Source organism: Niallia sp. FSL W8-0177 (assembly GCF_038006285.1).
Taxonomy (GTDB): Bacteria; Bacillota; Bacilli; order Bacillales; family Cytobacillaceae; genus Niallia; species Niallia circulans_A.
The window spans coordinates 4,438,759-4,462,352 of the sequence record NZ_JBBOUX010000001.1 but is presented as its reverse complement, the minus strand read 5'-3'; the positions used below and the strand labels follow the sequence as shown (position 1 = coordinate 4,462,352).

General features: G+C 34.7%; 22 protein-coding genes and 2 pseudogenes. 3 read left to right on the top strand and 21 right to left on the bottom strand.

Features of this window, described 5'->3' with window-relative positions; all coding sequences use genetic code 11:
* Position 1 precedes the first annotated feature (1 nt).
* Both NST77_RS21785 and NST77_RS21780 read right to left on the bottom strand, forming a co-directional pair.
* On the bottom strand, positions 2–1,402 hold the full coding sequence (locus NST77_RS21785) for a HAMP domain-containing sensor histidine kinase (protein WP_341123539.1): 1,401 nt from the start codon (positions 1,400–1,402) through the stop codon (positions 2–4).
* Entirely contained in the window at positions 1,399–2,067 is a 669-nt protein-coding gene (locus tag NST77_RS21780; RefSeq protein WP_171509198.1) for a response regulator transcription factor, read from the bottom strand. The genes NST77_RS21785 and NST77_RS21780 overlap by 4 nt, the downstream gene beginning before the upstream one ends.
* A gap of 620 nt (positions 2,068–2,687) precedes the next feature.
* On the opposite strand from NST77_RS21780, the gene NST77_RS21775 reads away from it, so the two are divergent.
* Positions 2,688–3,650, top strand: coding sequence for a serine hydrolase domain-containing protein (locus NST77_RS21775; RefSeq protein ID WP_341123537.1), 963 nt, complete (start codon positions 2,688–2,690; stop codon positions 3,648–3,650).
* Positions 3,651–4,250: 600 nt separating this feature from the next.
* On the opposite strand, the gene NST77_RS21770 is transcribed toward NST77_RS21775, so the two are convergent.
* The 13 genes and pseudogenes from NST77_RS21770 to NST77_RS21710 all read right to left on the bottom strand — a co-directional run bounded on the left by NST77_RS21770 (position 4,251) and on the right by NST77_RS21710 (position 14,791).
* Complete coding sequence (locus NST77_RS21770; RefSeq protein WP_341123536.1) at positions 4,251–5,630, bottom strand: hypothetical protein; 1,380 nt, start codon at positions 5,628–5,630, stop codon at positions 4,251–4,253.
* Between the two features lie 789 nt (positions 5,631–6,419).
* Positions 6,420–6,779 (bottom strand): hypothetical protein, encoded by a 360-nt coding sequence (locus NST77_RS21765; RefSeq protein ID WP_341123535.1) that lies wholly within the window; start codon positions 6,777–6,779, stop codon positions 6,420–6,422.
* Between the two features lie 20 nt (positions 6,780–6,799).
* Complete coding sequence (locus NST77_RS21760; RefSeq protein ID WP_095257905.1) at positions 6,800–7,456, bottom strand: ABC transporter ATP-binding protein; 657 nt, start codon at positions 7,454–7,456, stop codon at positions 6,800–6,802.
* A 226-nt stretch (positions 7,457–7,682) separates the two neighbouring features.
* On the bottom strand, positions 7,683–8,756 hold the full coding sequence (locus tag NST77_RS21755) for a sensor histidine kinase (protein WP_341123534.1): 1,074 nt from the start codon (positions 8,754–8,756) through the stop codon (positions 7,683–7,685).
* An 11-nt stretch (positions 8,757–8,767) separates the two neighbouring features.
* Positions 8,768–9,463: a response regulator gene (locus NST77_RS21750; RefSeq protein ID WP_163185834.1), complete on the bottom strand. Its 696-nt coding sequence runs from the start codon at positions 9,461–9,463 to the stop codon at positions 8,768–8,770.
* Positions 9,464–9,691: 228 nt separating this feature from the next.
* On the bottom strand, positions 9,692–10,489 hold the full coding sequence (locus NST77_RS21745; RefSeq protein WP_341123533.1) for a hypothetical protein: 798 nt from the start codon (positions 10,487–10,489) through the stop codon (positions 9,692–9,694).
* Positions 10,490–10,833: 344 nt separating this feature from the next.
* Entirely contained in the window at positions 10,834–11,205 is a 372-nt protein-coding gene (locus NST77_RS21740; RefSeq protein ID WP_341123532.1) for a DUF1304 domain-containing protein, read from the bottom strand.
* A 41-nt stretch (positions 11,206–11,246) separates the two neighbouring features.
* On the bottom strand, positions 11,247–11,885 hold the full coding sequence (locus tag NST77_RS21735; protein ID WP_095331352.1) for a nitroreductase family protein: 639 nt from the start codon (positions 11,883–11,885) through the stop codon (positions 11,247–11,249).
* A gap of 260 nt (positions 11,886–12,145) precedes the next feature.
* A complete protein-coding gene (locus NST77_RS21730) occupies positions 12,146–12,442 on the bottom strand; it encodes a putative quinol monooxygenase (RefSeq protein ID WP_123258709.1) in 297 nt (98 codons plus the stop codon).
* A gap of 74 nt (positions 12,443–12,516) precedes the next feature.
* Positions 12,517–12,738: pseudogene (locus tag NST77_RS21725) on the bottom strand (nitroreductase family protein); the annotation flags it as partial.
* A gap of 32 nt (positions 12,739–12,770) precedes the next feature.
* Entirely contained in the window at positions 12,771–13,199 is a 429-nt protein-coding gene (locus NST77_RS21720) for a MarR family winged helix-turn-helix transcriptional regulator (RefSeq protein ID WP_047943954.1), read from the bottom strand.
* Positions 13,200–13,962: 763 nt separating this feature from the next.
* Positions 13,963–14,655: a DUF1963 domain-containing protein gene (locus NST77_RS21715; RefSeq protein WP_123258707.1), complete on the bottom strand. Its 693-nt coding sequence runs from the start codon at positions 14,653–14,655 to the stop codon at positions 13,963–13,965.
* Complete coding sequence (locus NST77_RS21710) at positions 14,642–14,791, bottom strand: hypothetical protein (protein WP_341123530.1); 150 nt, start codon at positions 14,789–14,791, stop codon at positions 14,642–14,644. Before NST77_RS21710 ends, NST77_RS21715 begins: the two co-directional genes overlap by 14 nt.
* Before the next feature lie 273 nt (positions 14,792–15,064).
* Here NST77_RS21710 and NST77_RS21705 point away from each other — a divergent pair, with 273 nt between their 5' ends.
* Positions 15,065–16,318, top strand: a complete 1,254-nt coding sequence (locus NST77_RS21705) for a DUF5068 domain-containing protein (RefSeq protein ID WP_163185840.1) — start codon at positions 15,065–15,067, stop codon at positions 16,316–16,318.
* A gap of 131 nt (positions 16,319–16,449) precedes the next feature.
* A complete protein-coding gene (locus NST77_RS21700) occupies positions 16,450–17,004 on the top strand; it encodes an MmyB family transcriptional regulator (protein WP_341123529.1) in 555 nt (184 codons plus the stop codon).
* 330 nt (positions 17,005–17,334) lie between these two features.
* Here the strand turns inward: NST77_RS21700 and NST77_RS21695 are convergent, their stop codons facing one another.
* The 6 genes and pseudogenes from NST77_RS21695 to NST77_RS21670 form a co-directional block, all read right to left on the bottom strand.
* Complete coding sequence (locus NST77_RS21695) at positions 17,335–17,955, bottom strand: response regulator transcription factor (protein ID WP_341123528.1); 621 nt, start codon at positions 17,953–17,955, stop codon at positions 17,335–17,337.
* Positions 17,924–19,114 (bottom strand): ATP-binding protein, encoded by a 1,191-nt coding sequence (locus NST77_RS21690; RefSeq protein ID WP_341123527.1) that lies wholly within the window; start codon positions 19,112–19,114, stop codon positions 17,924–17,926. Before NST77_RS21690 ends, NST77_RS21695 begins: the two co-directional genes overlap by 32 nt.
* 101 nt (positions 19,115–19,215) lie before the next feature.
* On the bottom strand, positions 19,216–19,512 hold the full coding sequence (locus NST77_RS21685) for a hypothetical protein (RefSeq protein WP_341123526.1): 297 nt from the start codon (positions 19,510–19,512) through the stop codon (positions 19,216–19,218).
* 99 nt (positions 19,513–19,611) lie between these two features.
* Entirely contained in the window at positions 19,612–21,576 is a 1,965-nt protein-coding gene (locus NST77_RS21680; RefSeq protein ID WP_341123525.1) for an ABC transporter permease, read from the bottom strand.
* A 12-nt stretch (positions 21,577–21,588) separates the two neighbouring features.
* Positions 21,589–22,341, bottom strand: coding sequence for an ABC transporter ATP-binding protein (locus NST77_RS21675; RefSeq protein WP_341123524.1), 753 nt, complete (start codon positions 22,339–22,341; stop codon positions 21,589–21,591).
* A gap of 452 nt (positions 22,342–22,793) precedes the next feature.
* Positions 22,794–23,486, bottom strand: a pseudogene (locus NST77_RS21670) (TnsA endonuclease N-terminal domain-containing protein); the annotation flags it as partial.
* Between the last annotated feature and the right edge of the window lie 108 nt (positions 23,487–23,594).

Here is a 23,594-nt window from a genome sequence, read left to right as displayed (position 1 = left end):
GCTAAATGACCTTTTCCAATCTATCTTTACTTGAGTCTCTTTTTTTTATTATTTTTATTGTTGTTCCATGTTCACTTGACTTAATTTCCCAATATAACTCCATACCTTTCACCATCATATCAACAATAGACAAACCAATTCCTGCACCTGCTTCATTTGAAATACCATTCATCCCTTTTCCTTTATCTGAAACAACTATAGCATCATATTGATCTGTGGATTCCGTTTTCACACAAATATATCTTCCACTTTTAGCGTGACGCAATACATTTTGCAATAAATTATCTAATATACGTCCTAACCAAATTGGATCAACCGTCCATTTACTATTTTTAAACGGGAGTAATTTAACTTCTATTTCAAATCCCTCTTTTTCAAAAACCGGGTACCATAAAGCTAAACATTCACGCACATAACGAATAACATCTATATCCTTCCAATCAACTTTATATTTACTAGCCATTAGTAGAGTATATGACATCAAATTTTCAATTAACCTATCAATATTCACTACCGAGGCTTCCAACGCCTTTATTGCTTTTGTACCCTCTTCTGATAAATCTTCTTTAGCAATTGAATAAGTTTGAGCTCTTATTTTAGTTAAAGGTGTCCGTAAGTCATGAGAAAGATTAGCAATTAATTCCCGCCGTATTTGTTCTTCTTTCTGTTCACGTTGTTTACTTTCCTTGAGTTCAAATACCATTTGATTAAACGTTTTTTCAAGTTGTCCAATTTCATCCTGCTTTTTTACGTTAATCTGGATTGGCAAACCGTCAACATCCCTTATCTCCATCGCATCTTGTAATTGTAATAATCGTTTTCTGATGCCTCTAAAAAATAAAAAGGAAGCTATAATAAATAAGAAGATGATACAGATAACACCGACTAATAATATCGTGCCATAATTATCATTTACTTTTTCAAGCGGAGATTTTAACGTAGCTCTAGGAATCTCAAAAACTATAAAGCCTCGAGATTCTTCCTTTCCAACAAAGGCAATAACCGTAAAGGGGTCCCCTTCATAACGATCTTTGATAAATTTTGCTGTAAAAACAGATGACCATTCGGAAGGAAATTGTTCTCTTACATTTACTTGCTTTCCTAACTTACCATTTTCATCAACCCAAAACATAGAGGCATCGTGAAATTGATTTTTCCACTTGGAAAAATGCTGTTCAATTGTTTCAGGCGTGACGTTTTTCAAATTGTTTGCTTCAGCATGCCACTTTGTCTCTATTTCATTGAAATCATTCCTATATTGGGATTGACTTCCACTTTCCATGTTTTCTGCAACACCAGACACAAATATTGTGACAACTAGGAAGGCGAATTGAACAAGAAAAATGGCTATTAAAATAATCATCATGTACTTCGCCAATAATGATTGGAAAAACCTTCTCATATTTTCACCCGATATCCGATGCCGCGAATCGTTTCAATGATTGTTGGATTTGAAGGATTCTTTTCAATTTTTTCTCGTAAATAACGAATATGAACCATTAAAGTCTTATCCCCTTCGATATATCGCTCGCCCCAAACACCTTCATATAGCTGTTCCTTTGTTAATATTTGGTTCAAATGTCGAATAAAGAATTGAAATAAATGATATTGTTTTCCTGTTAATTGAATTTCGCTTCCTGTGTCATTGTTTACTAATCTCATGTCTTTTGTATAAATAGTTAAATGTCGCAATTCTAATATATCGTCATTCTTTTGATATCTTCTTATTAATACTTCGACACGAGCTGCAAGCTCATCAGGATGAAAGGGTTTTGTTAAATAATCATCTGCAAAATAAAGACCTTCTATTTTATCCTCAATTGAGGTACGTGCGGAAAGCATTAAAATAGGCAAATCTCTATTTTCTTTTTTGATACGCTTTCCGATAGAGAAACCATCTAATCCTGGTAACATTACGTCCAAAATGAGGATATCTACGGTTAATAGATACTCTTCCACTCCTTCGCCTGACTGTAGCCATGTTACTTCATATCCTCTTTCCGTTAGATCCTTTGTCACCCAGCTGCCTATATCACTTTGATCTTCTATATACAATACATGAACCATTTCTTCCTCCTTTTTAAAATAGCTGTTTTCTTTTACATATAACATACCTATATCAACCTATCAAAAAAGATCTTAGTTCCAACCTGTCCCTTGGCCTTATTTCATCCACTGCTAAATCTAAAAAAACATCCTTTTTTACAATATTATCCAAATGGGTAAAGCGGTGCAACTTTTATAAACATATCGACTTTATTTTAAATCTACAGAAGATTTACCTCTTTTAATTTTTGATAGTATTCAAACGGATAGCCGTATCTACTAAAAGAATTCATACATGTTGCCCGCTTAATGTAATTGATTAGTAAAGAGAAATATGACTATAAATTAATAAAAAGTGCCTTCCTAAAAATTATATCATTATTCTAATTAGTGGAGTAATTTCCAATATTAATTATAAATATATACCCGAATAGAAAATAATACATTTCAAATAGAGTGGCGTTTTTATTACAGTAATTGCATAACAAATCTACTTTTTTTCCACATTTCTATTTCTTTTTAAAAATGCATTGAAATTAATTTTATAATAAATTATTCTTACATCATTATTGATCAATGAATTTAACGAAAGGAATGGATGGATGTATGTGACGTCAATATGTCTATTCGAAAAGGTAGAAATGAATAATACTCCTATTTCTAAATTTGAAAATTTAATAAAAAAAGAATATGCAAATATAGCAGGCATTGTTATTAGAAAAAATGAAAGCTTGATTTATGAAAAATATTTTGATGGATACACCAAAGAGGATGTATTGCATATTGCATCTGTAACAAAAAGTGTTATATCAGTTCTTATTGGTATTGCAATAGATAAAGGATATATAAAAAATATAGAACAGAAAGTATTAGAATTTTTTCCAGATTACACAGTTAAGCGTGGCGAAAAAAAAATACAAAATATCACAATAAAAAATTTGATAACAATGACTGCACCATATAAATACAAATCAGAGCCATATACAAAGATTTATGCAAGTGATGACTGGGTAAAAGCTACACTGGATTTGTTAGGGGGAAAAGGCGGTATTGGAGAATTTAAATATTCTACTGTTGGCACACATATTTTATCAGGTATACTTACTAATGCAACTGGTCAATGTGTGATTGATTTCGCGACAGAGAACTTGTTTAAACCTCTTGATATTAAAGCTCCTAATAATGCATTTATACTAAATAAAGAAGAATATTTTGCCTTCCTTAAGGATAAATATGTAACTGGTTGGGTTGCAGATCCTAAAGGTGTAAACACTGCAGGTTGGGGGCTTACCTTAACCCCTCGGGATATGGCAAAAATAGGTCAGTTATTTTTAAATAATGGTGTATGGAACGGTCATCAAATTCTCTCTTCCCAGTGGATAGAGGACAGCACAATGGAAAAAAGTCGATGGGGAAAGTTTTCATATGGATACTTGTGGTGGATTGTGGATGATTATTGCTATGCAGCTTTGGGTGATGGGGGCAATGTAATTTATATAAACCCTAAACAGGAAATGGTAATTACTATTGCTTCTCGTTTTATGCCACGTGCCAAGGATAGAATTGAATTGATTAGAACGTATATAATGCCATTGTTCGAATAGAGTCAAGAAATTGTGAAGTTTTCTGCTTGAACTCAGGTAATGTGAGGGGACCAAGATAATAAAGTTTTCCGTGCTCCAGAACAATTGTTGAAAAACACTTTTATTTTACCCCCATCCAAAACAGGACGGGGGTAAGTAGAAGTATCCGATATTGAACAACTTAATTATAACCTTAACATTTTCTTTTTGTGGGTGGTTCCATCTTCTTTTTTCTTAAACCATTAGGAATGATGTTATTAGTCTTAATCCCATCATAAAAGTTGTTTGCTTCTAGCTTTTTTCAGTAATTAACCTCACATAAGTGCATAAAGTTAGCTGTATAGGGTTTTAGAGCTAACTCATAATAGCGTTTTTCTTTTACATTATAATAAACATAAAAGACTTCTTGTTCAGCAGTTTTACCATAACCTCCAAAGCCTTTGTTGACCCGTCTAAATTAATTAGTATAGAAATAAATTTAAAATTATTATGAAGTGTTTTTTAGATTAAGTTACCGAATTCACATCTTGGAAATCAATAAACTTTCTCTCTAGTTTTTCTACAACCCTTACTTATCAATAAAAAAGCCGAGAAATCTCTGGCTATTCCATTAATATAATATCAAATCCTGCGTTTACTGACTCCATTAAAACCCCACTGTACGGCAAACAGATGGGACATTGGTACAATAAGCAATCCATATGCAGCAGTCATAAGTATAATTTCAATTTCATTAGGTCTTTGTATCATGACAACAAAGAGTACAAGTATAGTTCCTACAAACAATTCTTTTATCACACGATTCTGAAGGATTCTCATCCATGACTGACCTGCTAATCGTAATGGGAAGTCACGTTTTGCCTTTAATGCTGCTGTAATTAATGACCTGATTACAGTAGCAATACTGAAAGCAATCATCAGTGCCAACATGGAAAGATTCTGCAGCCATACAAGGTATGCTGCGAACTGAGCTTGTAGTATACCCTCTTCTGCAATGTAAACAATTTTCAGTTCTCCCCTGATGCCACGATCGCGCAGCGCCTTGGCATTAAGGTTGTGTAGTTCTAATAATTGCTGGGTAGCAGTTATACCAGTAAACACTATGTTGCCACTCGAGACCATAGACGTCAAAGTCGTGTCATTAAAGCTGTCATACAGCGAGGGAACGACAACAATCAGGATATCATCTCCAAAATAAAGACTTTCTCCCCCTCCCCCTTGTGCTACTGGAAGTTGATATCCTTCGACTGGTTCGAAGAATTGTAATTGTTCGAATAGATACTCGGAATGCTCTTCTCTCGATAATATATCAACCTCTTCCTGGATTGCCTGAACAAGATCATTTGAAATGCTGCCGAGTGCAATTTTCGTTACAGTCGGCTGTTTCACTCCTTTAGAGACTAAGTCAAGCCAACGCTGGTTTACAAAAGAGACACCGGAGTACTCGCCAAAATCAAGCGGTGCCCACATTTCCTTTGTATAAGTATAAGAAAACGCTGCCGCATCCATCGATTCTGAATCCTTTATCATCCTGCCTATCATCGGCTGCATGCGATCCATTTCGTCAATATCTGTTGTGAACACAATTGACGCTTGGTCTGAAAGCTTCTTCCACTGCGTCATTTCAGCTTCCTTAGCAGACGATTGTTTATAGGCAGACCAAGCAGGAGCAGTCGTAGCCACCACTAAAACAAACGTCAGCGCTTGGATTACAATCGCTGCTGATCGGAGACTTTTTACAGCTGGCTGTCTAGTAGCTAGCATGAAAGCACTCGGCCATGCAGAGGCTGACATAATGAGTGCCGCAAATATAGATATAGCAATAACAACTGCTTGTAGACTAATCAGTATTTTTAGGAAGGTACTAACATATATCCAGCCATGAAAAATCCCTACATGGCTTGCCGCAATTATAGCTACTGTTCCTGCCGAGCCTATTAGCGCCACACAAAACTCTGTAAGGTCCTGCATTTGAATCCGTACAATTGAAGACCCACCCAAAACACGAAGTGCACGCCCTCTTGCCCTCACTAACAACCAGAACAGTGCAAGCGATGAGATCAGTGCAAGTGATGCAAAAATTACGGTTGTAAAACCTCTTTCTTGCACCACGAATATAAAACTATCAAAGATAGAGACATCCCTCCGGGTAACTTTTACTCCTTCATCTTTCAAAGTGTCTACAAACTCATTCAAATGAGAAGTATCGCCAGTAACGAGGTAGACCCCATCGGGATAAGAATTGGCAAGACGATGTTTGCCGACGATTTCGACTTTATTATCACCGTTAAACCCAGTAATTTCATCGGGCAAATCTTCCTCATCATTAAGCGTAACAAAGATCTTGCCATCTCCATCGCTCGCAAGATCAGGGGCAATCTTGACCAGTCCAAGATCCAAGCGTGTATCGAGTTCTACTAACTTCGAAAATGCTTCAGTAATAGAGTACGCCGATTCATTGAAGGTAATGTTAAGCCTGCTTTCGCTGCCAATAGCTTGTGGGAAATCTCGATCATTCAGGTCGGTAATAATTGCAGCCAGCAGGACAAGTAAAATAAACAACGCACCCGATACAACCACTATGATACGCTTATAAATATTCATCTCCCTTATCCACTCCTCTTTCCTTATGAAACTATTTATCCCTTGAATTACTGCCTATCATTCCCCTCTACTATATTAAAAACTCTGTAGCATAGATGAAAGGGGTCATATTCGAGGGTTCTAGACGAAATACCCGTGTACAAGTATCAGAAACAACATTTTAGGCAAACAGTTGAAAAGACAGTGTCAGCGCTTCACCAAATGAATCGGGACCCCAAATCCTTCACTATGAGAGAGTAAATTATTTATAGCATCACGATCTGATTTCGAATCATAGCTCACCAAGATGAGTCCCCGTTTCAGATCATCTGAGCAAGGCTGACCAACCTCCACTTTAATCCCCTCTCCCAACTTTTCTATTTCCTTAGCTAAATTCTCATGATCGTTCAAAGCAGCATTGGCTTCTGCAACTGATGGCAGCCGGTCGCATGGCGGGTGGGTATCTTTTGGTGATCCCGTTATCCAACCGTTTAGAAGCGCAAAGACTCCCATTACTAGTAGTAAACCAACAATGAAACTGATAATAATCTTAGAAATCGGCTTCATGCATATCCTCCTTATATTCTTTAGTTAACGTGACGTTCTTTTGAACCGACCTGATGAATGGCGCTGCATGCATCAATCATCTCGGAATCATGTGTTGAGATAATAACTGTTCGCCCACTTGAGGCAAAGTCCGCAAGCAATTCAATGACCTTATGCCGGTTCGCTGCATCAAGCGAAGCAGTTGGTTCATCAACAAAAAGCACATCTGCATTCTTATAGATAGCGCGAGCCAAGGCAAGTCTTTGCTTTTCACCTCCACTCAAATGTCCAGCTAACTCACTCTCCCGGTCTTTAAGACCTGTCTGTTCAAGTGATTGTACCAAGCGTTCTTTGTCTCCCAGGACACGCCGTCCAAGGATACCTGCCTTCATCGTAACATTGAAGGCAACCGACTCTTCATCCATAATGCCGTAATCCTGAAGTATGAACGCTGCATGATCATGCCAGAAGCGACGTCGCGCTGCATTGCTGTACCTCGTGACATCATTCCCTCCAGACAGAATTTTCCCCTTATCAACCGGCAGCAACATTCCGAGGCAATGCAGGAGTGTGGTTTTTCCAGAACCACTCGCACCAACGAGGGCTGTCATTATACCGGGGTTACAACGAACAGACTCTCCATCTAGTACAAGCCGTCCACCGATTGTTACTGAAATGTCTTGAGCTTCAATCAGCATTTGCACCACCCACCAAACTCTACATTAGTTACAGATAATGCCACTATAGTGAACATCATCTTGATAGCTTGATTCAAATCTTTTCCCTTTTGCCTATAGATAGTTTTGTTCATATATTTCATTCCTCCCTATTTCGTAATGAAATGAATCACCGGGAACGCTTAATTGCTAAATAAAGTATAGGGCAAAAAAATAAACACCACTGAAATGGTGTCTTAACAGGACCTTAATTTTTGGCAAAGAAATACACTTTTATCTTCGTCCCTTTATTCGGCTCACTTTCAATTTTAATCTGCCCACCTTGTTTTTCAATAAACTGTTTAGCAATAGACATTCCTAAACCTGACCCAAGATGGCGTTTATCCGTGGTTGTACCTCGGTAATATTGATTAAATAACTGTTTAATTGTTTTATCATCCATTCCACGGCCATTATCTTTAATTTCTATTAAAGTTGAACCTTCTATAGTTTCTATGGAAACAGTAATAGTTGTTTCACGGGGATTATGATAGATAGCGTTCATAATAAAGTTTTCTAAAGCTCTTTTTAATAATGCTTGATCAAAAGATAAGAAAATATCTCCCTCATCCTGGACTCTTAAATAAAAGTAATAATCATTAGCCAGCGGATACTGACGAATATCTTTCAAAACATTTTGTACAAAAGTGACCAGATTCATAGTACGTAAATTCAATGGAATTTGCATTTTATCAAACTCATAAATAGCACCTAAATCATCAAGTAATTGCTCCATATACAATGATTTTTCTTCAATGATTTTAGCAAACTCCTTCATTTCTTCTTCGTCCCATTTATGTTCTGAACGAAGCATGGCTGCATAGCCTTTAATGTACGATAACGGTGTTTTTAAATCATGTGTCACTCCAGCGCTCCAGTTCTTTCTTATATCTTCAAGTTCCTTTCGCTCTTCCTCCGCTGCATTTAGTTGATATGTTAGTCCATCGAGCTTTGATTTAAGTTCCACAAATGGACCAAACTTCATCTTATTTAAGGGGAAATTCTTTATTGTATTAGGCATTTTAAAAACACCAAGTGATAATTGATCAATCCAGCGTATAAAAAAGAAAAGGGGCTTCCTGATTTGACGGTCAATAATACGGCCAAGCAGAATAAGCATTCCAATGAATAATAACGGGAATAAAACATAATTAACCAATCCGTTAATTCTTAAAGGAATGTTCAATAAGTTAAGGACTGAAAAGCCCGTTATAAAAAAGATAGCACCTATGGCTAAAAAAATGATTATCAAAGCCAAGGATATTCTAGATTCTAATTTCATTAGCAACTCCTTTAGTTTCCATGATTCAGCATATAACCCAATCCCCTAACATTTATTAAATACTCCGGATGTTTAGGATCTTTTTCAATTTTTTGACGTAGACGACTAATATGGACCATAACCGTATTTTCTTTCCCAAAAATGTTATAATCCCCCCAAATTTTTTCATACAGTTGTTCTACACTAAAAACCTGATTGGGATGTTGGCACATGAATTTTAGTAATTGGAACTCCTTAGCTGGGCAATTTATTTCTTTTTCCTCTACAATTAATTTTGCTTGGTCATAGTACAATGCAAACCGTTCTGTGCGAAACATCTTAACCATTTCCGGCAGTCTTTTTCTTTGACGATATAGAATGGCCTTTATTCGAGCAACGACTTCAAGAGGATTGAACGGTTTCGTTATATAATCATCACCGCCCATAGAAAATCCGGTTAATTTGTCAATATCTGTAGTGCGAGCAGTCAAAAAGATAATGGGGACATCTGATATTTCTCTAATTTGTTGACACAATTCAAAACCGCTTATATCAGGCAGCATGACATCGAGCAATATTAGATCAATCTCGTGTTCCTTGACCTTTATTAATGCTTGATCCCCCGATTCAGCCTGATAGACTTGTTGAAATCCTTCTTTGTCCAATAAGCGTTTCAACATTTTAATTAATCCTACTTCATCTTCAATAATAAGTATACTTTCGTTCACATTTTCCCTCCTCTTATTAGGTTACGTATATATTGACGTTTTTAGTTAACTTAGAAATTTTTTTGATAAGTGACCTTTCGAACTATGCTTTTCCTGATCTTTAACTAGTTTTTATATTCAAAAAATGCTGATATTGCAGCACTTCTTAGGTTAATATGTCTTCAAACACTTTCATTTAGAAACATTTTCCAGCTCATTTTTTAGACCTGGTAAGAGATTTTAAGATAGTCAATTCGCTTCATCGATAAGCCCTATATTATACATGGATTCCAGCACAATTTTCTTTAACAGCGGTTCATCTGATAGAACATGATGAAGTTGTATATCTCGAAATACAGCATATTGTGATGGTATTGGTGCACGAGATAAGTATGCTTTTAAAGCTGCTAAGTCTGGTTCAACGTCTTTATTAATTTTAAAAGGAATCTGCGTTTCATTAGCAAGAAATGGAGCAATTACACCAATGCCATCCTGGGTTTGAATAGTTATCATTTTTTGTCGCTGCAATCTAAGCGTTTGAATATAGCGATAAGGATTAGCTATAATAGGCATTTGAATGTTTTTTTCTAAAAAGTTATCGATATACTTTAATAATTGTCGTTCAGACTGAGGATGAAGTTCATCATCCACTTCCCGTTCCTTGAATACTAAATAACTGTCTTTATCAGCGAAATAATTATAAAATAAATCACTATCTGTGCAATTGATACGTAAAAATTCACGCAAATTTTTTGCGATTATACGGGTTGGCTTTTCAAACTCCATTGGACATATACAGACAATAGGCGCCTCTTCAAGGTCAGAAACCGATCCATAGTCTGTTAAAAATCCATAATGAATACCATCTACTCCAATATGGCCAAATACAATAACATCGCTTGGTGTGTTAAAATAGCGAAAGTCGGATAATGAAATATAAAAGTGAAGCCCATTATAAAAAGATTCACAATCGCCAAGTTCCTTCTCTAATTCCATTAATTTTTGAAGGCTTGCTGGTATATCATACTTTCCAAAGTTGCGCTGCATTCAAAAACCGCCTTTTCTTTTTCCTTTATTTTACTATATTTGTTATCAGGAAACTATTTTATGACATAAATTTCCCCGCTACTTCCCTTCAATCATTCTCCCATTTGAATATGCATACCTCTTCCCTTCACTAAAAAACCCCCTGCCAATTATTAGAACTAAAGGGGGATAAACGTTGCAACTTTATACAAAAGTAGCTTTTTAATAAAGATTGATTAAAACATTTTATGGACTCTTTATTTATCAAAGAATACAAAAAATCCATTTTGAAGAAAGATTGTTCAAAATGGATTTTCTTTTAATAACTCTGTTAGATTTTTTTATAAAATATAAAAGCTTCGGTTCTACATTACAGACAAAAGGGTAACCAGTGCTAAAATAGCTGGAAGCCCTTGTTTTACAATAATTGATTTGTTGGATGTAAAGCCTCCGAAAATGGCTGCCACCACCACACAAATTATGAAAAACAACTGAATCATATAGCCAATTGAATTAAGTCCAAGTATGAGTCCCCAAATGAGACCAGCTGCTAAAAACCCATTATATAGACCTTGATTTGCAAACATGATGGCTACATTTCGATCTCTTTCTAAGTGCTTCGGTAAATTGAAAGCTCGTTTTGCCAATTTTGAATCAATAAAAAACATTTCAAGGATCATAATAAATAAATGTTCTATTGCTACTATCCCAACTAAAATGGCCGTAAGTACTTCCACTCACTAATCCCCCCTTTTCTGTTTCCTAATATCAATTTATATTATTTCCATTGCGCAATTCTATCGACAGGGAGACGGTATGAAGCATATCCTTCATCGGCTGCTTTTCCGATGGACAGAAGCATGACTGGTACATAGCGCTCCTTTTCCAATCCGAAAGCTTCAGCGATATTTTCTTTTTCATAGCCCCCTATTGGGTTTGTTTCATATCCGTGCGCGCGTGCTGTCAACATAAGCTGCATGGAGACGAGACCAGCGTCAACTAGGATCGTTTCCCGATTTACTTGCTCCGGTAGTTGTTCAAAATGTGCCTTCAAAGCCTCAATTTGTCTGTCTTTTACCTCCTGTGGCATGTACCCTAGGTCAACGGCTTTTGAATAAATTTCTTCTAAATAGTCTGCATTGTTCATATCTGCAAATACTGCGATTACGGCAGATGAAGTGGTGACTTGTGACTGATTAAATTTAGCAAGCGCTGCAAGTTTTTCTTTGGATTCTGGGCTTTCGATGATAAGAAAACGCCATGGCTGTGCGTTGACTGAAGATGGAGCTGTAGTCGCTTCCTCTAATATTTCCGTCATCTCTTCTTTGCTGATTTTAACTGTTGGATCATAGTTGCGAATGGATCGGCGCTCTTTCATTATTTTCATAAAATCGTTTGTTTTTAATGTAGTTTTCATGTGCAAACAACTCCTGTATATTTTAATATTTTTCCTTATCTGCAAACAGCACTTTCTTAAACACAGTGCTTTCTTCTATGCTGAGATTTCCGAGGAAGCCTTGACTTGGTCTCGCCCTTGTTCGCTCAACCGAGCAAGGATAATACGGCTGATGTCATTGTTATCCAGAATATTTTCTAATAAACAATCTTCCCATTTATAAATCGCCAATCAATTAAAAAATGATGTCTACTTGTAACTCATTTTTACACTAGAGCTATCTAACTTTGCAAAGGTTGTCCATCATATGCTTTTATAGCAAGTGGTGCCACTAAAAAGTTACTAGCTTTGGCCACGAAAGAAGTAAAATGTTCACTTGTATTATGGCTTGCTACCGCCGCTTCATCTTGCCATACTTCAACCATGGTAAATGTATGATTCTTTTCTATATCTTTATATAAATTGTAAGAAACATTTCCACTTTCTTGTCTAGAAGCACGAATTAGTGTTTCTATCTCTTCTAAAAAAATTTGTTGTTTTGTTGCGTCTATTTGCATTTCAGCATGAATAATAATCATCGTTCTCCTCCTCTTCTCTGAATCTTTTTATGTTAAAGAAAATTTAAAACATCCATGAACACGCAGTGTGTATATCAATCCACCACAGGACTTGTTTCTTTCCCTTTTTTCTTCCACTGTACAATTCGAACAGATTTATAACCTCTGTCTGCTGCTTTCCCAATTGAAATTAGCATCACTGGTATATAACGATCCTTTTCTAAGCCAAATATTTATGCAATCTTATCCTTTTCTAAAAAACTACCGATTAGGCATGTATCGTATCCATGTTCGCGTGCTACAAGCATTAGCTGCATATTTGAACGGCGTCCTACTAAAATTTTACGTATTAGATTTCTTTTATGTTATTTTGAATACGATTTAGCATATCAAATAGCAAATCTCGTTCCTCTTCACTAATATCTTTTAGCATGGAAGTGACGAAACGTTTCTTTTCTTCTTGATAGCAACTAATTTTTTGACGTCCATAATCAGTAAGCGTCACAAGCGTGATCCTATTGTCACTTGTTTTTTTTCGTCTTAAAATCAACCCGTTTACTTCGAGTTGTTTTAAATGCCGCGTGATTGCAGCATTGTCAATATTCATCTCTTTTTGAAGCGCTTTTTGGCTCATTTCATCCACTTGATAAAGATGGCTCAAAAGTTCAAGGCGCGACTGACTAACACCTGTACACCCTTCAAATTTCGAATTGATTTCTTTATTAATAAAAAATAATTTATATAAAATAATTGCTTCCTTAGAGCAAGAATTTGTCAATAACTTCCCTCCTTTTTATTGTTTGAAATTATTTGACCTATCAATTATTGACCCATCAAATAATTTAACTCAATTGGATTTAAAATGCAAGTATTTTTATTTTTCCTTTTGTAACTTTGAAATAAAATTTGATTAATTTCGTTTCAAATCTTGTTGGTTTGGAATAAAATTTGTGGGTTTGATTAATGATTTTCGAAAACCCCTGTCTATGCAGGGAGTTCCAGAAAAGCTTTTTAGCGAGGTAATAAGAAACCTCCTTCTTGCGTGAGATAAAGAGTTGGTTTCCCAACCACTTTATCTCACGCAAGAAGGAGGTATGCCCATATGAAGGACATGAATAGTTTATTTAGTGCATATTACCTAGAATAATAAGTATCACATAGTTTTTCCCATGCAAAACATCTTTCGAATTAGTACTTTGTGTAAGTGTACCTTTTCGAAGTTGTTTTATAGTGTCTCTTTATTCAAGATAGTCTATACAAGTATTTTACCTGCAGCTTTAAAATAAAGTAACTTAAGGAAATAGCATTGTGTTTTGCCTTCTCTACTAAACCGAAAACTGTTGAATCTCGTTGCTTAAACTGTCCCGGTTCGCCAAAATCCCAAGAGACAAGACGAAACGACTCCACCGACCGCTGGCTTAACCCTAACATAATTTTACCATTTGCGAGTCCGGAAACAGCTTAAATTATTTCATGCTGACGGGCATGGGTAGAAAAACCTGCTTTTTAGCGCCAGTTTATCTTATCTGACCGTCAAAGTCTCAATAACAATCCCAATGCATATGCCATTCACCAGTCGAACGAGACCTGAACAAGTAAATCGTCCCGTTGTCACCCACCATAAATCTCGGCTTTTCCTCGCTTCCGATCTGCATGATATACTGACAATCTTCTAAGGAAACCGGTGACTGGATATAGGATGCGTATCCTCCTATTTTCGTTTGCGGATAACTGCCGAATTCATCGAAGAACTGATCGCTCGCATCTTCATCCTCGTTCACTTCCGTCAAGTCAACATAATCCCAAGCCTCTTCCCAGCATGGGTAATCATCGCTATCAGCCTTGTGCCACCGAATCTGAAATTCCCTCAGACCTCTTGCTTCTTCCGGTGTTTCCATTAATTGCAGCTCTTCCACCGACTGATGCTCGATGAGTAGCCAGCCTTCTCCGTTCTTAACAGGATAGATTGGAAGCTGTTTCCTGTTAAGAAATAGCTGGATCAAACTTGCCTCTCCCACACCATCGATCCCACCAGGTATTTCAGGCACATACGCTTGCAATACGGGAATCATGGGACCATCTTTGTCATGAGGCCATCCCGCTTCCTTATCAATATAAAAATGCCCGCCAAACCAACTCATCCTCGCTTCCTCCGGACGAAATCCGCCAATTTGCGCCAGTACTGGCTTTTTTGCTATTTCCCTAAGTAAACTAAATGCCTCAAATTGTGTCATGGTAAGCAATTCTCCTCCCGATATCTGTTAGCTTTCTACTGGATAGACGGATAGCAGTCTTTCTATAAGTTCCTTCCATCTCCTCAAGTATAATGGATGCCGATACGCGGCTCAAATATGCTCCTGATTCTTTCATCAAAGACGGCCAAATCGAAATCTAGCTTCTTTTTATCAGTTTCTTGCGAAAGCAGGTTGACCAACCTATGCTTTAAATTGCTTTTCGTCGCTCATTCATCCATTTCTCTATCAATAATCTTTTAGAAAGTTTCATACTACAAAAGTTATTGAAATTAGGGATAAAGTCTTCTTCAAAACTAGATAAAATATACCATTTTTGTAATATTAAAGGAATTCTTATCTATTTTCCTTTATAATAATTATGGTCTACATAAAAAGAAGGGGTGTAAATGTGAAAAAAACGAAAGTATTATCGGTATCAATCCTTTCTGCAGCAATGTTATTGTTGGCGGCTTGCGGAAATGAAGAAAAAGCTTCTGAATCACCAAAAGAGAATGATTCAAAGGCTAAAACAGAGGAAACAAGTAATAAAGGGAAAACGAATGAAAAAGCAGAAGAATCAGATACTAAATCAGGTGAGGTATTGAATCCAAGTATTGCAGAAGAAACAGAAGGAAATGTTGAAGTTGTTTATACCAATAAAGAACCTGGATTTTTAAATGATATTAATGGTTTCAAAGTATCCGTTAACGAATACCAAATTGTTAAAGTAACAGACATGAACGAAGATTCTAAGTTGCGTTTTGATGGCCAGAATAATGGATACGTAGTAACGACTAAAGTTACCATTGAAAATGGAACCGATAAACCAATGTATTATAATAATAATCATAAGATCCAGCTAAGCAATGAGTATGATTATATTCCGTCTGACTGGAAAACTCTTGTACCTGAAGATCAGCAGATTAATAAAATCAAAAAGAATAAAGAAAAGATTACTTTATATGAAGCTGGCGAGAAGGTAACTGGCTTAATGAGTTTCAGATTATCAGATGCTGAATTTGAAAAATTAAAAACAGTAAAACCAAAATATATAATTGAAGGCGGTTTAGCTGATAATGACCAAGCTAAAAATAGTAACATGCAGCAATCGCCGGCTTATGATTTTATTTATAGCGATGAACAAGCAAAACAAACAGCTGAACAACCCCAATTTTATCAAGATCGTTTAACGACTGATAATATGGCTGACAAAAAAATGATTTTTGAAAAATCTGGAATTAATGATACCAAAGAGATAGATAAAGTGAAAATTACCCTTGAAGGTGTACAATATACTGAAGTGATTCCAACAGAAGCCAATAAAGAACGCTTTAGAAATTTTGGTGATAATGGGATTGTGGCTGTGACTGTCAAATTGAATGTTGATAATCAAACATCAGAACCTGTTGACATATCGAATCTAAAAACTACTCTTAATATTGATGACAATCGTGCGAAAGTGTTAAGTCAGGGTATGGTGGAACCTCGTGAACAAAGGGAGATTGCTGCGGGACAAAAAGGTGAAAAACTGCATGTTTTCCTACTTAGAAAAGATGAATTTGAAATATATAAGAAGTTTGATATGAGATTTGGTCCATTTGTCGGTACAGATGGCAAAGACCAATTCAAAGGAAAATCTGCTACGTTTAGCTTACCAAGATAAATAAAAAAAACAGAAACCAGTGTCAGTTAGAAAAGGCACTGGTTTTTTCGGACTTATTATGAGTTCCCAAATGTACAATCCTTGAACGACGCCATCTTTTTTTTCTTGCAGGAGAATCACTTCCTCCTTATTTGTCTCCTCATAAAGAAAGTATCGGGGCAACATTTCAAAGGATGCTGGATGACCTTACTCCGAATCCTGCATATATTCTGGGAAGGCGCTGGGATTTTGTAGCCTGGAATGATGCTGCAAATGAAATTTTCTCTATTTCCTTGGGAACACCGCCTCATGAATTCAATTTAATCTGGCGGTTTTTCACGGACCCGGTATGGAGGGGACACTTCAAAAATTTCGACCAAAAGGCTATGGGAATGATTGCGGAATTCCACACGGCATCAGCCCGATACGTTGAAGATTCGTCGTTTGCCGAATTAATAGAAGATCTTAAACGAATAAGTCCTGAATTTGTCCGTCTATGGCTGCAGCATGAAACGCCCGGCTCTCTTGAAGGATTTAAAGAAGTGGAACATCCCCACATGGGACACCTTGAGTTCGATCATATTACCCTGCAAGTCCCCAATGATCCTGATATGAGAGTGATGATTTACATGCCTCTACCAGCAACAAGATCAAAGCTAGAAAAATATTTGGCAAAGGGATCACCTGCAAAAGGAAGTAAGGGATAACATCATTAAGCTAGAAAACCCTAAAATATCAGTAAAGCAAACTATCGATTCTAATAGGCTATGTTTTTGGGAATTATATTTAGGAAACATTCTCATTCCACCTTTTATAATAAAAGTTAAATAAAAAGAACCCGTTTTGAAAAAAATTTGTTCAAAACGGGTTAATTCTTTGTGAAGCACTGTACAATTTTTATAAAAAGTTTAATCATTTTCTACTACTGATCTTCAACAATCGCGCTCGATTGTTGAGGAATGCTCTGCTTCTATTAACTGATTTATTGAATACCAAAAGAGTTTTTATTTGGTTGTTTATTAAAAGAACGTTAAATACTATTCTTTATAATTAGGTTGAATATAGCCAAATCTAATTCCTTTAGTAACAGCTTCTAATGAAGATGATACATTTAACTTGTCAAATATATGTTGAATATGATTTGAAACTGTACGTTCGCTAGCAAAAACAATAGAAGCAATTTCTTTACGCTTATACCCGTTGGCTAGTAATTGTAAAATTTGTTTTTCACTATCAGTCAATTCTTCGACAAAATCCGGAGACTCTGGAAAATAGTAAGTACCATTCTGAATATCAATTAGTATTTCCAATAATTTATTTGGCATTATATTTTTATTAATAAAGCCATTTACCCCAATCTTTTTTGCTTCATGTCGATAAACGGGGAGATCATAACCTGTCAACATTACTATATTAGTTTTATATCCGTTACTAATAATGTACTTTGCTAGCTCTAGACCATCTTCATTGCTAATATTGCCTAAATTAATATCCATTAAAATAATGTCAGGCATGAGATTTTCTATTACTGACATAATATGATCGACGTCTTGTATTATAGAAAATTGATTTATTTGATCATAATCCTCAAAGGCAATCTTTAAACTCTTTGCAAATAAAACATGATCATCGATTAATAAAATATTGATAAGAATCATCTCCCTTCATGTAAATTTGAACACAGATATATAAACCATTAGGTTCGTTATCCAAAATAGTCATTTTACCATTTAATAAAAATAATTGTTCATTGATAGAGTTAAGTCCTTTATGATATGGAGAGCCAACTTTACCATATACCTTTTCCTTTGAGCCTGTACCATCATCCGATACTATTAGTTCTACTTTTTCATTTTCCTGTTTCAATGTTACCGTTATCTTTGAACATTGAGAATGCCTTATTGCGTTTGTCACTAGTTCTTTTAAAATCCGATAAACAACAAGATGATAGGGATCAACCAAAAATAAGCCATTCATACAGTTGAAAATTATCTCTATTTCTCCTTTGCCATAATTCTGCTCTAATGTTTTCAATAGATAACCATAATTTTCTTTTAAGGTGAGTGATTTTAATAAAGTAGGATGGAATTCTTGCATTTGATTTCGTATTGATAGATTTAGATTATCTAGCGTTTCAAAAATGATTGTTCGAACTTCTTCTTTGTCCGATTTATTAATCATGTTTTTAATGGATAATATATCTTGTAAAATTTCATCGTGTAAATAATTGGATACATTACTTTTTAGTTCCTCCTCTCTCTTTACTTGCATCAAATTATGAGCATAAAAATTATCACGTGCTACTTTGTAATTATCTTTTTCCAAAATAGTGCTTTGCAACTCTTTATAAATTAATATGAGTCGAAGTAATACAAACAAAAGAATCATGTATATAATGATAAAATAACTTATTATATTAAATCGAAATAACAATCCAAGCAAGAAAATACTTATAAGTGCTAATAAGCACATCACAAAGATATTTGCTTTCTTAATTGGAATATATGCTCCTACACTATAGGTGTTTTTAAAAGCAATTGAATGAACACTAAATAAAGGGAAAATAATTATGACATACCACCCAAAGTTACTAAGGTATTCTGGTTTGTCTGCAAATATTATTACGTATCCAATAAATGAGAAAAAAATAATGAAGCCCGTTTTAAGAAAATGTTTTTTTTCACTAATGAAGACAAAGGAAATTCGTTTTCGATGCTTTGAAAATAGAAATGTAATACAGCCAAAACCTAGAATCCACTGAAGCAAAAATAATGCGGCAAACAGCCTTTCATTTATAAATAAAGATAGTAACGGCAACAGACATATAATCATTAAAATCCAGTCTATTATCTGTTTATATGTATAGGTAGTATCTTGAAAAAAGAAGATGAGCAAAAATTGAATCGATTTATATAGGATTACAACACTAAGTAACGTATTAATGTATAAAAAGTGTTACTTCCATCTAAAGAAAATAGAAATTGCCATGCTACCAAAATTAATAAGTTTGTAAATCGTGATAGTGTACTATTCCCTTTTATGTTTTTGTAACTAATGTACGCTGCATCAATAATAATCAAAGATATAATGATTAATGGAATTAAATTTTCGGTTCCAGCAAAGTTGTTCATTTTATACTGATAACATAAATACAAGATAACTAGAATTTGATTCAGCAAAATAAAAAATTGTTTTTTCTCATAGAACTTTTTCATTAATCTTATTACCTCTATTCACTTTCTAACATTATTATACAATCTATTTTTAAGAAAAGCTGATAGACAATCCACTGTCCATCAGCTTTTTTGATAAATCTAATTTGTAAAAATAACTTTATAACACGCTCTTTTTGTTACTACATAATAAATAATATAAACAATTGTAAAAATAATTACCGCTATCAATACAGGAATTATAAAGGCACTATTTCTTCCTAGCAAATCATCCATTAGAGCTGACTTGTAGGCTATTATAGCAAAGATACTGTGTGTTACACCTAAAACATATGGTATGCTAAACAAAGCCAAAATTTGTTTGTTAATTATTTTCTTCATCATTTTATTATTATAACCCATTCGATTTAATATCATAAAGTCATCTTTATCCGCCATTATACTAGAAATATTATGGAAGTGAAGTATACTCCCCGTTGCAACAAAAAAGATAATGGTAACGAAGGCAATAAGTAAAAATGTAGAACTATTCGCTTGTGTAATGTCTTTATTTCTTTGATAACTGCTCGCAAAATAAGGGTTATCTTTAAAAAGTGGTACTAGATTTTCATAAACCTCTTTGTTATCTCTCATATTTTGTCCATCAATACTCATTATCGTTTTTTCAGGAAGACCAAATGTCTTTATTTCTTGATAAAGCGTATCTGAAATGATTAATGTAGCCATGCTATTCGCAAATCCAATTGGATTTAGTAACGTTGTCTCTTTGACACTTACTGTTACGTTATCACTAGCTGACAAATTTAAGGTATAGACATTCCCTTTATCAGGGTCGCCTTCCTCTGGCCGATACTTTACTAAAATTGCCTCATCATCTTTTAACGTTTTAATTTTTGTAGCTTTGTTTTGAAGCTCTATAATCTTTCTATAATCTGATTCAGAAATCAAATCAAATCCAGATGCATCCTTAACCTTATATTCAGAAGGTAAAATGGCTGAAGAGGACATTGCTTGTATAATTGTTGTTTCATTATATTTCATATTTTCAACATTATTCGTTCCCTTCACTATTTCAATAGCTTTACTAGCCGTATCTTTATCTTCTACCGGAAATTCTATAGCTGATGGGATTATCCGTTCCGTGGCTGCTACAGGATAATAAACAGAAAGCACAGTAGAAGCGAAAAGAGAAAGTGTACCAGCAGCTAATAGAGTCAATAAGATTAGAGTCTTTGACTTTGTTCGAATTTTATATTTGAAATTTGGCAGGACAATAATATTCATTTCCTTATATAGCCAGTTTTTCCTTTGTTCTAATTTATGAATCGAAAAAGGTAAAAAGGAATGGATAAAAAAGATGGTTCCTATTACTACTGTTAACATAGCTAAAAGTGCCATTGGAGAAAATCCTATCGTTTTCCATAAAGATTCTACCCCTCTAGTAATGTCAAATGCTAATATGTACCCAATAACCATGAATAACAACCCTACAATAGATAGACTCATTCTGACTTTTATTTTCTTTTCTTCGCGCTTTTCCATGCGAACCAAATTTAAGACAGAGCTATTCCGAAGGACAAACCAATTTGACAAATACAATACAATCAAAACAGCCAATACAAATATTACAGTAAAGAGAATCGCGCCATAGTTAAATAATGGGATTGTAGATGTCTCAATTTGCAATTTTAATCCCCTAACAATTACCTTAATAATACCATGGTGAAGAATGGCCCCAAATATGATCCCTGTAAGCAACGAGAATAAACAAATTACTACATTTTCAATGGTTAACAACTTTAACATACTCGATTTTCTGTATCCTAATAGAGAATAGATCCCAAGTTCTTTCGTTCGTCGTTTCAAAAAGAAAGTGTTTGAATAGGACATATAAAATACTACGAAGGCCATAACAAAACCTGCCACTGTTTTTGACATAGTTTCCACTCTACCATCGGATGATATTTTCTCCATAATAATATCATTCATGGCAAAAGAGATGAAGGAGAAAAATACCATTAATACAAAGGCAACCGAAACAAAGTAAAGAGAATAAAAGGAAAAGTTCTTTTTTAAGTTCTTATATGCTATTGTTAATAGACCCATGGATATCAACTCCTATTCGTTGGAAACTTCAATGCTTGTGACTTCTTTTAGAATACCTTCAAGGAACTCTTTTCTAGTTCGATCATCTCTTCTTATTTCCTTAATAATATTTCCATCCCTAAACATAAGGATTCTACTTGAAAAACTAGCAGTATAGGCATCGTGCGTCACCATTAAGATAGTGGTTTGAAGCTCCTCATTCACTTCTCTTAACTTGTGTAATAAGGCTGTTGCAGATTTGGAATCTAATGCACCCGTTGGTTCATCTGCAAACAGAATGGAAGGCTGTTTTATAATAGCCCTTGCTGCAGCTACCCTTTGTTTTTGTCCACCTGAAAGTTGATTTGGGTACTTAGATAGCTGTCCTTTTATTCCGAAACGCTCTGCTAAACTATTTATAGACATTTCAATTTCGTTTGGGGATTTTTTTAATAATGTAAGAGGAACTGAGATATTTTCCTTAACGGTTAAACTATCTAATAAATAATACTCTTGAAAAATAAAACCTAAATTGCTTTTTCTAAAATCAGCCGCCTCCTTTTCATTTAATTTATTGATGTTTACCCCATTAATTACAATATCTCCACTTGTTGGCCTATCAATAGTCGATAAAATGTTTAGTAATGTTGTTTTTCCCGAACCTGAGACCCCCATAATCCCAATAAATTCACCCGATTCAATATCAAGGGATACTTTATTAAGTCCTGCTACCTGATTTTTGTTATAAACCTTTATTACATCTTTGGCCGTTAATAATGCTTTCATGTCCATTGCCCCTTTCATGTTATTTACAGGATTAGTATAAAATTTATTCTTGAAAGAGGCATGAGTAAAAGACGCAATATTTCACCTAAAAACTTATCCCTTAATAACAATCGGATGTATTATTTAACAGACGCTTCCTACATTAATCGATATCACTTTAGGGGAGCATTTGCGTTAGTTTTCCATATTATTTTCACATTGGATTGTAAAAAAACCAGCTTATTTTCATATGCTGAGAAGATAAACTAGGTGTCTTATTTACATGAATCATTTTTAATCTAATTAAAATCAGCCAGTATAAAAATTGTTTTTACTCCACAATATGGCCCGTTTGTGGAACAAGAAGATATCTTGCCTATCTACACCAGGAACTTGTTCAAATTTTTTTTACAAATTATCAAACTTATTTATAAGACATTATTATAAATTATCGAATTTTATTTCAAAACTACTCCAAAAGGTAAATGCGTGTCTTTATCAAATTCATTTGTAATTTTACGGATGCTATCATTAGTGCCTAATAGCCTTTGCATTAAAGAAATAGATAAATCTTCAATATACTGGGCATTCATTTCACAATACATCATAATCTCGAATATCATAATAATCGTGGATATAACTGATATTTCTTGCCTTTGTTTTATGTATTTCTTCTTCTGTTACAATACCCCAATCAACTTCTTTTCGATGCCAATACTCACGTTCAATCTCAAATTTTTCAAGTATTCGCTCTTTTAATAATTCATCCTTCATTTTAATTGTATGAGCTACATCAAATATACTTTGTCCATTATTAATCGTTACTAAAAAAGTCTGTTGTCATCACAATAGGTTCTCCCGTTTTGGGATTGGTAGGATGTTTAATACCTAACTCATCTGCAATGACAATTGTTTCTTCCACAGTGGAAGTAAGGGAAATTGTTCACGAATATCCAGTACTAAATCAGAATATTCAGTGATATAAAAGTAGTTTCGTTCTAAACCTGATAAAAACTCATGTTGCCTATTTGTCCTTATTCCTTTTAAACGAGTTGATCTGATACATCTTGAATTTTTAACCATGGTTTATATTCTGAACCAATACCTGATCCACGGCCTTCTTTTATCCGTTTCTCAACTTTAGATGTTCTTTTTCTTTTTGACATAAAAACACCCCTTTAGACAATTACATCCAAAGGGGTAAAACGGTATGACTTTCTTATAAACGATACATCTTTCTTTTAAATCTACATTACCCGAAAAGGTTAAAACCA

Bases quoted from the DNA above. Each gene is read 5' to 3' on its own strand.
- NST77_RS21785 (WP_341123539.1), bottom strand. From the start codon at position 1,402: ATGAGAAGGTTTTTCCAATCATTATTGGCGAAGTACATGATGATTATT.
- NST77_RS21780 (WP_171509198.1), bottom strand. From the start codon at position 2,067: ATGGTTCATGTATTGTATATAGAAGATCAAAGTGATATAGGCAGCTGG.
- NST77_RS21775 (WP_341123537.1), top strand. From the start codon at position 2,688: ATGAATAATACTCCTATTTCTAAATTTGAAAATTTAATAAAAAAAGAA.
- NST77_RS21765 (WP_341123535.1), bottom strand. From the start codon at position 6,779: ATGAAGCCGATTTCTAAGATTATTATCAGTTTCATTGTTGGTTTACTA.
- NST77_RS21760 (WP_095257905.1), bottom strand. From the start codon at position 7,456: ATGCTGATTGAAGCTCAAGACATTTCAGTAACAATCGGTGGACGGCTT.
- NST77_RS21755 (WP_341123534.1), bottom strand. From the start codon at position 8,756: ATGAAATTAGAATCTAGAATATCCTTGGCTTTGATAATCATTTTTTTA.
- NST77_RS21745 (WP_341123533.1), bottom strand. From the start codon at position 10,489: ATGCAGCGCAACTTTGGAAAGTATGATATACCAGCAAGCCTTCAAAAA.
- NST77_RS21735 (WP_095331352.1), bottom strand. From the start codon at position 11,885: ATGAAAACTACATTAAAAACAAACGATTTTATGAAAATAATGAAAGAG.
- NST77_RS21730 (WP_123258709.1), bottom strand. From the start codon at position 12,442: ATGATTATTATTCATGCTGAAATGCAAATAGACGCAACAAAACAACAA.
- NST77_RS21715 (WP_123258707.1), bottom strand. From the start codon at position 14,655: ATGACACAATTTGAGGCATTTAGTTTACTTAGGGAAATAGCAAAAAAG.
- NST77_RS21710 (WP_341123530.1), bottom strand. From the start codon at position 14,791: ATGAAAGAATCAGGAGCATATTTGAGCCGCGTATCGGCATCCATTATA.
- NST77_RS21695 (WP_341123528.1), bottom strand. From the start codon at position 17,955: ATGATTCTTATCAATATTTTATTAATCGATGATCATGTTTTATTTGCA.
- NST77_RS21685 (WP_341123526.1), bottom strand. From the start codon at position 19,512: ATGAAAAAGTTCTATGAGAAAAAACAATTTTTTATTTTGCTGAATCAA.
- NST77_RS21680 (WP_341123525.1), bottom strand. From the start codon at position 21,576: ATGGGTCTATTAACAATAGCATATAAGAACTTAAAAAAGAACTTTTCC.
- NST77_RS21675 (WP_341123524.1), bottom strand. From the start codon at position 22,341: ATGAAAGCATTATTAACGGCCAAAGATGTAATAAAGGTTTATAACAAA.